Source organism: Nitrospirota bacterium (assembly GCA_016178585.1).
Classification (GTDB): Bacteria; Nitrospirota; Nitrospiria; order JACQBW01; family JACQBW01; genus JACOTA01.
Genome location: JACOTA010000030.1, coordinates 92,535 through 101,455, shown reverse-complemented (window position 1 = coordinate 101,455; position 8,921 = coordinate 92,535). Strand labels below are relative to the sequence as shown.

Sequence of the window (8,921 nt, the reverse complement as noted above, 5' to 3'; positions counted from 1 at the left end):
AGCCGGCTTATTAGATTCAGGGGTCCATCACCCCGGCGCGCGGTCTGGCAAAGCCAGCTCCTCGCTTATGGTTCCGCAACGGCGTTAACATTTTTCCCTGGGGTAATCTAATAAAAATAATTTTCAATTGAAAAGATCAATTCTCCCATGATATTCTTAATATATACCCCATAGGGGTATATATTAAAATTTTGATGGAGCAACTTCATGGCCGCGGAAACCGAACAGCATATCGAAATTCCGATTGAAGGAATGACCTGTTCTGCCTGTGCGGCGAGAATTGAAAAGGGGTTAAATAAATTTCCCGGCGTAAAGGCCGCAGTTAATTTTGCGAGTGAAAAAGCCTTAATTGAGTATGATTCTTCGCAAGTCACCCCGGACATGCTTGTTCAGTCGATCGAACAGGCTGGTTATGAAGTTCCTTTGCAAAATATTGAATTCGCCCTTGAAGGAATGACCTGTTCTGCCTGTGCCAGCCGAATTGAAAAGGCATTAAATAAGATAGAAGGGGTCAAAGCCACCGTTAATTTTGCCTCCGAAAAAGCCTATGTCCGCGCCAGAGCGAGGACCGTGCCCGTCGACGCCCTGTTAACGGCGATTAGAAAGGCAGGTTATGAGGCTCACGAAGTGGTTCAAGCCGGTTTTGCCGAGGAAAAAATAAGGCACGAGCTCGCCTACCGGAAAGAATTGAAACGTTTTTGGTTTTCCACGGCCTTAACCCTTCCCTTGTTGGTTCAAATGATCGGTATGTTTTTTGGTTTAGCCGGGGGACTTCCCCGCTGGCTTCAGTTTGGCCTGGCGACCCCTGTCCAGTTCTGGATCGGGTGGCGGTTTTATAAAGGGGCCTACCATGCTTTGCGCGGAGGGGGCGCGAATATGGACGTTCTCATCGCGCTCGGAACAAGTATGGCCTATTTTTTCAGCGCCATAGTGACATTTTTTAATTTGAATCAGCATGTTTATTTTGAAGCCAGTGCAACCATCATTACCCTGATTTTAATGGGCAAACTCCTTGAAGCCAGCGCTAAAGGAAAAACATCTTCAGCGATTGAAAAGCTTTTGCATTTACAACCCGGGGTTGCCCGCGTCGAACATGAGGGGCTTATGGTAGACCGTGACGTCAGCTTGATGAAAGTGGGCGATATTTTTCTTGTCCGGTCCGGAGAAAGTATTCCGGTGGATGGAGAAGTTTTGGATGGGGAGTCGAGCCTCAATGAATCGATGTTAACCGGCGAAAGCATGCCCGTTTTAAAGCGAAAAGGGGACAAAATCTATGCGGCAACGTCAAACCAGCACGGCATGCTGAGAGCCCGGGCCACGGGCGTGGGGTCTCACACCGCCCTCGCGAGAATCATTCGGCTCGTCGAGCAGGCCCAGGGATCCAAGGCTCCAATCCAGAGGCTGGCTGACACTATTTCAGGCGTCTTTGTTCCCATCGTGGTTGGCATCAGCCTGATGACTTTTGGATTATGGTGGTTGATCGACGGAAATTTCACCCTTGCTTTGGTGAATGCGGTTGCCGTTTTAGTGATTGCCTGCCCTTGTGCTTTGGGACTGGCAACCCCAACGGCCATTATGGTCGGGACCGGGCGGGGCGCCCAGGCAGGCATCCTGGTCAAAAATGCGGCCGCGCTTGAACGGGCCGAAAAAATTAAAACCCTCGTCGTGGATAAAACGGGAACTCTGACTCTAGGCAAGCCCATGGTAACCCGTTTGACTCCCTTTGGCGGATTGACCGCGTCGGAAATTGTTCTATGGGCCTCTACTTTAGAACAAGGGTCAGAACATCCGCTGGCGGCAGCTGTTTTTGAAAAGGCTCAGGAATTAAAAATAACGCCCGCCGCGATGGCTGATTTTAAAGAAACTCCGGGAAAAGGGGTGTCAGGCCGGATCGAACGAGAAAGATTTTTCCTGGGGTCTCCCGGTTTTTTGGCGGAAAACGGGGTAGACGTCAATCCAGACCAGTTGAAGCAGGTTGAATGGCTTCAATCCGAAGGACAAACGGTTATCGGATTGGGAAAAGAAAAACAGTTAGCGGGGATTTTGGCCATTACCGACCCTCTGCGGCCGACGTCGGTTGAAGCGGTTAAAGTTTTGCAATCGATGGGAATTCAGGTCGTCATGTTGACCGGGGATAATAAAGGGACGGCAAAAGCAATCGCAAAGCGGGCCGGTATTTTTCAATTTTCAGCCGAGGTTGCACCGGACCAGAAGGCCCTGGTGATCGAAAAATATAAAGCGCAGGGAACAATAACCGGCATGGTTGGAGATGGAATTAACGATGCCCCTGCCCTGGCAACCGCTGATGTCAGCTTTGCCATCGGAGCGGGGGCAGATGTTGCTCTCGAGGTAGCCGATATTACCCTGATGCGAAGCGATTTATTGAGTGCCGTCGATGCCATTAAACTTTCCAGAAAAACCTTTAATAAAATACGTCAGAACCTGTTTTTTGCCTTTATTTATAATATCTTGGGAATTCCCCTTGCCGCACTTGGGATGCTCAATCCCGTTATTGCGGGGGCGGCGATGGCGATGAGTTCTGTTTCAGTGGTCACAAACTCGCTTTTATTAAAACGTTGGAAGCCGTTTCAAATTCCCCCGACCGGGGGATCAGGAAAGGAAAAAAACGATGGAAACTAAGATTCTGGATGTGAAGGGGATGACCTGTCAGCATTGTGTTAAAACCGTTACAGGGGCCCTCGGGCAAATTAAAGGGGTAAAAAGCGTCGACATTGTTTTGGAAAAGGGAACAGTCACCGTAGTCTACGATCCCGCCCAGGCGCGGACCGATCAATTTAAAACCGCCGTCGAGGAAGCCGGATATGAAATCTCCTGAAAAAGAATGCCATCCGCGCGATAAAACGGTGGTTCAACCTGATAAAGAAGCTTTGTCGAAACGGCTCAGCCGGATTGAGGGACAGGTCAGGGGGGTATCTAAAATGGTTGAAGAAGACCGTTATTGCGTAGATATCGTGACCCAGCTGAGCGCCATAAAATCAGCTTTAGATGAAGTGGGGTTGCGGCTCCTGGAAGACCATACTAAAGGGTGCGTTAAGGAGGCGATTCAACATGGAGGGGGGGAGGACGCGATTGCGGAGTTAATGCAGGTGACCCGCAAATTCATCCGCTCGTCATGATTGTTTCCCGCGCTCAAGCGCTTTTTTTAATTCACGTTGACGTAGAAATCTTACTTTGTTATAGTCTCATGTCTGCGGTTTGTGGAAGCAAGCTTTGTAAGCGGACATCAGGCATTGCCTGTGGGAGCGCGGGGTTTGGGGGGCATTTGAGGATTTTGCGTAGCAAACCCGGAGAGGCCCCCCAATGACAATAGGAGAGATGTCCGAGTCCGGCTGAAGGAGCACGACTGGAAATCGTGTAGGCGGCCTTAAACTGTCTCGGGGGTTCAAATCCCCCTCTCTCCGTCCGAGCTGGCTGTCTTATTAGATTCAGGGGCCCATCCGGTTTCACTTCGTGAAATCTTCTGATGCCCCCGAACCCAGGCGCTCGGTCTGGCAAAGCCGGTTCCTCGCTTACGGTTCCAGAGCGGAGGTAATATTTTTAAATGGAGAGACCGGGCTCTGTGCGACAGGAATTTATGAACTCCCGTCAGGTCCGGAAGGAAGCAGCGGTAAATGAAGCCTCTTGTGCGCCGCAGTCAGCCTGGTCTCTCCTTTTAAACGTATTCATTGGGTTCCGGCCTTCTATAAGGGCCCTTCTCAAAGGTCAGGTTATTAGATGTCTCAATTCTTAACCATGGATTTGGAATTGACCTTTTTCTTTTACAAAATCCCCCTGTTTATTTAATTCTAAGAAGAAGCGAGCATCAGGCTTTGCCTGTGCGAGCGAGGGGTTTGGGGCATCGGAGAAGCGAAGCATCGGACGGGCCCCCATGTATGAATCGTCAATAGAAAAATATGAGTTATCAGGTTTTCGCCAGAAAATGGCGTCCACAAAAATTTGAAGAAATGGTTGGCCAGGCTCCCGTGGCTCAAACCTTGCTCAATGCCATTCAATCCAGCCGCCTTGCTCATGCCTATCTGTTTTCGGGAGCCAGAGGTGTTGGCAAAACCTCAATGGCCCGTTTATTGGCAAAAGCGGTTAATTGTGAAAAGGGGCCGACGATTAATCCCTGCGGGGAGTGTTCTCTCTGTAAGGAAATTGCCGCGGGGGTTTCGGTCGATGTGCTGGAAATCGACGGCGCTTCAAACCGGGGAATTGATAATATCCGGGAATTAAAGGATCAAATTAAATATGTGCCCTTAAAAGGAAAATATAAAGTTTATATTATTGATGAAGTTCATATGTTGACGACGGAGGCCTTTAACGCCCTCCTGAAAACTCTGGAAGAGCCTCCCCCTCATACGGTTTTCATTCTGGCGACGACGGAGCTTCATAAAATTCCTTCGACGATCCTTTCCCGATGCCAGCAGTTTCAATTTAAGAAAATCGGCCGCCTCGAAATCATGGCACAGCTTAAGCGGATTATTGAGGAGGAAAAGATCCAGGTCTCCGAGAAGGCGCTTTTAGTCGTCGCCAAGTCGGCTAATGGAAGCATGCGGGATGCCTTAAGTATTTTAGACCAGGTGGTCTCTTTTAGCGGTTTAGATGTGTCTGACGACGATGTCCGGTCGATCCTGGGCGTGGTCGATATGAAAACAATCTATGACATGACCGAAGCGCTTTCAAGAAAAGATTTCCCGGGGGTGTTAACCCTTTTCAGGGGGGTGATCAATGCCGGGCACGATTTAAAATATTTCTGTCAGGAATGGATCAATCATGTCCGGAATCTGATGATGATGCAGTTAATGCCGGATCCAAAATCGTTTTTAGACCTTCCGAATGACGAAATTTCCGATCTTTCAAAATTAGCCCATCTGTTTTCGCTGGACCAGCTCCAGCGCTTTTTCAAAATCTTTACCCAGGTGGAGGAAGACATCCGTTTTTCTTCACAACCCGCTTTGGTCATGGAAGTCGCTTTTATCAAGTCGGCGTCGCTTCAGGCGTTGGAGCCCCTGCAGAATTTAATTGACCGCCTTAACGGCCTGGCCTCTTCTCTTCCGAAAACTTCGGACGCCGAATCTTCGTTTTCCTCCTCTCCGGTTCAATCGACGCGTCATCCGGAGCGGGCAGAATCCCTGGAAAAGATAAAACCGCCGATCGTGGAAGCCTTCATCGTTCAGGAGGAAGATTTTCAAAAATGTTGGACCAGGCTGATGCATAATTTGAAACAGAAAAAGCCTAATCTTGAGTCGTATTTAAAGCAAAGCTTATGGGTGACTCAGGACAAAGATCTGATTAAAATCGGTTATCCGGCGGCTTCTCCCTTCATATTCTTTTTAGAAAAAGAGGAAAGTATAAAATCTCTTATGGCAGAATGCCGGGAGGTTTTCAATAAAACGCTTTCAATTCAGGTTTTGGCCGTTCAAGAGTCCGACCAAAAACCGGTCCCTGGGAAAGGGGTAAATCCTCAAAAACTTGACAGTCTATCGCTTGTCGAAAAAGTCAAAGAGACGTTGGGCGGAAAAATTATTGAGGTTAAAGAGTTAAAGTGAAGCAATAGGCTTAGCCTGTGACGGACTGTGGAATGGTCGTAGTTAGACCGAGCGGAACGCGGGGTTCGGGGGCATCGGAGGATTTCATGAAGTGAAACCGCACGGGCCCCTGAATATAATTAGTGTCTAAGGAGATTGACTTATGTTCAACAAAAAAATGCTTGGAGATATGATGCGGCAAGCGCAGGTCCTCCAGGAAAAAATGGCGCAAACCCAGGCAGAAGTCGGAAAAAAGACGGTTGAAGCGAACTCCGGCGGAGGGATGGTGACCGTGGTCGCAAATGGCAGGCAGGAGATTATTTCGATAAAGATTGATCCTCAGGTCGTTAATCCGGAGGATATTGAAATGCTCCAGGACCTTATTCTGGCATCGATGAACGAAGCCTTGAAAAAAAGCAAAGAAATGATGGCGGAAGAGATGAAGGGGCTCACGGGCGGTTTAAACATTCCAGGAATGTTTTAATGGATCAAAAAGGGGCTTTTGCCCATCTCATTAAACAGCTCACCAAACTGCCGAGTGTCGGGCAAAAAACCGCTCAGCGCCACGCTTTCGCTCTATTGAAAATGTCTCCAAAAGAGGCCAAAGAAATCGGTCAGGCCATCATCGATATTAAAGACAAGCTGATCTTTTGTTCGAGTTGCCATAATATTTCAGAAGAGGCCCTTTGTTCGATCTGTTCAAACCCGCAGAGGGATCGAACAAAAATCGTGGTTGTTGAAGAGCCAAGCACTGTCTATGCGATTGAAAAAACGGGGGAATATAAGGGATTATATCATGTGCTTCTGGGTGTCATTTCTCCACTGGAAGGGGTATCGGCCGACGATATTCATATTAAAGAATTAATGGATCGGTTAGGAAACGGTGAAGTTAAGGAGGTTATTATCGCCACCAGCCCTAACATGGACGGGGAAGCGACGGCGCTTTATCTATCCAGGGTGATCCGTCCTTTGGGTGTAAAGGCCACTCGCATCGCGTTAGGGATTCCTGTAGGGATCGATCTGGAGTTCGCCGACGAAGTGAGTTTGATGAAATCAATCGAAGGCAGACGGGAGCTTTGACCGCCTTTTCGACGGGTCAGCGTTTTCTTTTACGGGGCGGTTTGCCAAATAGCCTGAAATCTTGTATATTTTATTGACGGGACCTTTTGCACCCGGTTTGGGCCGCGCAAGGAAATCACAAACCCTCAGAATGAAATTCTGTCGAGCTTTTATCTTTAGGAAGAAGAATCGTGTCTGATTTAAATATGATTATGGGTGAAGAGGAATTCACGCTCATTGAAACTGAATTAAAAAGGCTGAATGAGCAGGTGACCGCAAAGGTTATTTTCCTCGTTGATAAAAATGGACAACTCATCGCTTCCTCAGGGGAGACCAAAGGAATCGACACAACCGCCCTTGCTTCATTAACTGCAGGGAATATTGCGGCGACCTCCGGAATGGCTCAACTGCTGGGGGAAAAGGAATTTTCAATATTGTTTCACGAAGGCGATAAGGATAATATTCACATTGCCCTCGTAGGATCCCGCATGATTCTTGTGACGATTTTTAATAATAAATCTGCCCTTGGAATTGTTCGTCTTCGCGTTAAAAAGAGTGTAGAAACCTTAAGCCAGGTTTTTGAGAATATTTTTAAAAAAGTTGAAAAAGACAGGAACTCGAAACAAGCTTCAAAATCTCCATTTGCGGAGATTACAGAAGACGATATTGAAAAACTTTTTGGGTAAATTTTTTATAAGGATCTCCGTTTATGTCTTTTATTAATTATTCAGCCCGCGAAATCAATTGCAAAATTGTTTATTACGGCCCGGGCCTGTGCGGTAAAACGACCAATCTTCAGTTTGTTTATAAAAAGACGGATCCCGATAATAAAGGCAAAATGATTTCCCTGGCCACCGAAACGGAGAGGACTCTCTTTTTTGATTTTCTTCCATTATCCCTGGGTTCAATCCGAGGGTTTAAAGTCCGTTTTCATCTTTATACCGTTCCCGGGCAGGTTTTTTACGATGCCAGCCGAAAGCTGATTTTAAGAGGCGTGGATGGCGTTGTCTTTGTGGCTGATTCGCAGGTCGAACGAATGGAAGCCAATATCGAGTCTTTACAAAATCTTCAAAAAAATCTGGCCGAACATGATCTTAACCTGGCTACGATTCCTTACGTCATCCAATATAATAAACGGGATCTTCCGAATGTCATTCCTTTAGAGGAGATGCAAAAAGTTCTCAATCCGAAGGGGGTCCCTTATTTCGAAGGGGTCGCCATGTCAGGGAAAGGCGTTTTCGAAACGCTCAAAGAAATTGCCAAACAGGTTATTTTTGAATTGAAGAAAAATACCTGATGTGCTAGATTTACCCTCCTTAAGCTTTTCCAAATAGAGATCAACTCGTTTCAAATTCATTTTTCCCATTTGAGGCCTATATTCCCCGGTAGCTCAGTCGGTAGAGCAGGTGGCTGTTAACCACCGTGTCGGCGGTTCGAATCCGTCCCGGGGAGCTTTTATTATCAATGACTTAGGGATAACTCACCAAAACCAAAAAAAGCTCCATGTAGACACTATGTAGACAGTTGGATTAAGGTTAGGCTTATATTTATTTTCTACTTTCCCCAATTGGTAGATTTTTCTGCTATAAAAGGCTAAAATAAAAAATAACATATTTGATTTATTCGTCAAGGATACTTGATAGAGAGAGGAAAGAATGAAACTTCACATCGTTATTGAAAAAGATGAAGCAGGGTATTATTCGGCAGAGGTTCCAGCTCTTCCAGGATGTTTATCCCAGGGGAAAACCCGTGAAGAGGCGATTGAGAATATTAAGGAAGCTATCGGGGGATGGTTGGAAGTAATGGAATCCAAACAGAAGCTTGATCTTTCAAAGTTGGTTGAGGTTTCTGTGTAATGGCTCCGGCCATTAGGTTATGTTCTGGATCGGAAGCAATAAGGAAATTTAAACGCGTCGGTTGGACAACCTCCCGCCAAAAGGGGTCACACGTGATGATGACCAAGCCGGACTATCAATATACACTTTCGATTCCTCAACACAATGAGCTTGGACCGGGTCTTTTACGAAAGCTTATTCGCCAAGCTGGTCTATCAGTCGAAGAGTTTAATAATCTTTAAAGTCTCCATCAATCCTTCAGCCGCCTTTTATTATTTTTAAAAGGTCGGCTCCGGTCGAAATGAAAAAGCCTTGCTTTTCCATTACCACCTCCGGGATTGTGTTTCCCTCCGCTGTCGCTTCACCCTTCCTTTGGAAAGGGAAACACTGCACCCTGTTCGGATTGATTAGATCCGCCTTCTGGCGCTCATAAAGTCCTCCGGACTTAAAGAGCGCCGGGACCGAAGGCGGGGTTTTCCGCAAATAGAATTCCCTT

Annotated in this window: 10 protein-coding genes, 2 tRNA genes and 1 other RNA gene; all 13 read left to right on the top strand. The window is 47.0% G+C overall.

The genetic code is table 11. The annotated features are described in order from the left end of the window. Positions 1–207: 207 nt before the first annotated feature. The 13 genes from HYR79_05615 (at position 208) to HYR79_05555 (ending at position 8,667) form a co-directional block, all read left to right on the top strand. A complete protein-coding gene (locus HYR79_05615; protein MBI1821168.1) occupies positions 208–2,640 on the top strand; it encodes a copper-translocating P-type ATPase in 2,433 nt (810 codons plus the stop codon). Continuing rightward, positions 2,630–2,836, top strand: a complete 207-nt coding sequence (locus tag HYR79_05610) for a heavy-metal-associated domain-containing protein (protein ID MBI1821167.1) — start codon at positions 2,630–2,632, stop codon at positions 2,834–2,836. Before HYR79_05615 ends, HYR79_05610 begins: the two co-directional genes overlap by 11 nt. Continuing rightward, positions 2,823–3,137 (top strand): metal-sensitive transcriptional regulator, encoded by a 315-nt coding sequence (locus tag HYR79_05605; GenBank protein MBI1821166.1) that lies wholly within the window; start codon positions 2,823–2,825, stop codon positions 3,135–3,137. Before HYR79_05610 ends, HYR79_05605 begins: the two co-directional genes overlap by 14 nt. Before the next feature lie 193 nt (positions 3,138–3,330). Further along, positions 3,331–3,422 (top strand) — tRNA-Ser (locus HYR79_05600). Between the two features lie 147 nt (positions 3,423–3,569). Next, positions 3,570–3,669, top strand: an RNA gene (gene ffs / locus HYR79_05595) — signal recognition particle sRNA small type. Between the two features lie 245 nt (positions 3,670–3,914). Next, complete coding sequence (dnaX, locus tag HYR79_05590; GenBank protein MBI1821165.1) at positions 3,915–5,552, top strand: DNA polymerase III subunit gamma/tau; 1,638 nt, start codon at positions 3,915–3,917, stop codon at positions 5,550–5,552. A 157-nt stretch (positions 5,553–5,709) separates the two neighbouring features. After that, complete coding sequence (locus HYR79_05585) at positions 5,710–6,015, top strand: YbaB/EbfC family nucleoid-associated protein (GenBank protein MBI1821164.1); 306 nt, start codon at positions 5,710–5,712, stop codon at positions 6,013–6,015. After that, positions 6,015–6,611: a recombination protein RecR gene (recR, locus tag HYR79_05580; GenBank protein MBI1821163.1), complete on the top strand. Its 597-nt coding sequence runs from the start codon at positions 6,015–6,017 to the stop codon at positions 6,609–6,611. The genes HYR79_05585 and recR overlap by 1 nt, the downstream gene beginning before the upstream one ends. 170 nt (positions 6,612–6,781) lie before the next feature. Continuing rightward, a complete protein-coding gene (locus HYR79_05575) occupies positions 6,782–7,276 on the top strand; it encodes a roadblock/LC7 domain-containing protein (GenBank protein MBI1821162.1) in 495 nt (164 codons plus the stop codon). 23 nt (positions 7,277–7,299) lie between these two features. Beyond that, positions 7,300–7,887, top strand: coding sequence for a GTPase domain-containing protein (locus tag HYR79_05570; protein ID MBI1821161.1), 588 nt, complete (start codon positions 7,300–7,302; stop codon positions 7,885–7,887). 82 nt (positions 7,888–7,969) lie between these two features. Then, a tRNA-Asn gene (locus tag HYR79_05565) sits at positions 7,970–8,042 on the top strand. Between the two features lie 203 nt (positions 8,043–8,245). Beyond that, positions 8,246–8,446 (top strand): type II toxin-antitoxin system HicB family antitoxin, encoded by a 201-nt coding sequence (locus tag HYR79_05560; GenBank protein MBI1821160.1) that lies wholly within the window; start codon positions 8,246–8,248, stop codon positions 8,444–8,446. After that, positions 8,446–8,667 carry a type II toxin-antitoxin system HicA family toxin gene (locus HYR79_05555; GenBank protein MBI1821159.1) on the top strand — a complete coding sequence of 74 codons (222 nt, stop codon included), beginning with the start codon at positions 8,446–8,448 and terminating at the stop codon, positions 8,665–8,667. Before HYR79_05560 ends, HYR79_05555 begins: the two co-directional genes overlap by 1 nt. The last annotated feature ends 254 nt before the right edge of the window (positions 8,668–8,921 follow it).

What these genes read in the sequence shown, in the direction of transcription:
- HYR79_05615 (MBI1821168.1), top strand. Translation starts at nt 208, where the DNA reads ATGGCCGCGGAAACCGAACAGCATATCGAAATTCCGATTGAAGGAATG.
- HYR79_05610 (MBI1821167.1), top strand. Translation starts at nt 2,630, where the DNA reads ATGGAAACTAAGATTCTGGATGTGAAGGGGATGACCTGTCAGCATTGT.
- HYR79_05605 (MBI1821166.1), top strand. Translation starts at nt 2,823, where the DNA reads ATGAAATCTCCTGAAAAAGAATGCCATCCGCGCGATAAAACGGTGGTT.
- dnaX (MBI1821165.1), top strand. Translation starts at nt 3,915, where the DNA reads ATGAGTTATCAGGTTTTCGCCAGAAAATGGCGTCCACAAAAATTTGAA.
- HYR79_05585 (MBI1821164.1), top strand. Translation starts at nt 5,710, where the DNA reads ATGCTTGGAGATATGATGCGGCAAGCGCAGGTCCTCCAGGAAAAAATG.
- recR (MBI1821163.1), top strand. Translation starts at nt 6,015, where the DNA reads ATGGATCAAAAAGGGGCTTTTGCCCATCTCATTAAACAGCTCACCAAA.
- HYR79_05570 (MBI1821161.1), top strand. Translation starts at nt 7,300, where the DNA reads ATGTCTTTTATTAATTATTCAGCCCGCGAAATCAATTGCAAAATTGTT.
- HYR79_05560 (MBI1821160.1), top strand. Translation starts at nt 8,246, where the DNA reads ATGAAACTTCACATCGTTATTGAAAAAGATGAAGCAGGGTATTATTCG.
- HYR79_05555 (MBI1821159.1), top strand. Translation starts at nt 8,446, where the DNA reads ATGGCTCCGGCCATTAGGTTATGTTCTGGATCGGAAGCAATAAGGAAA.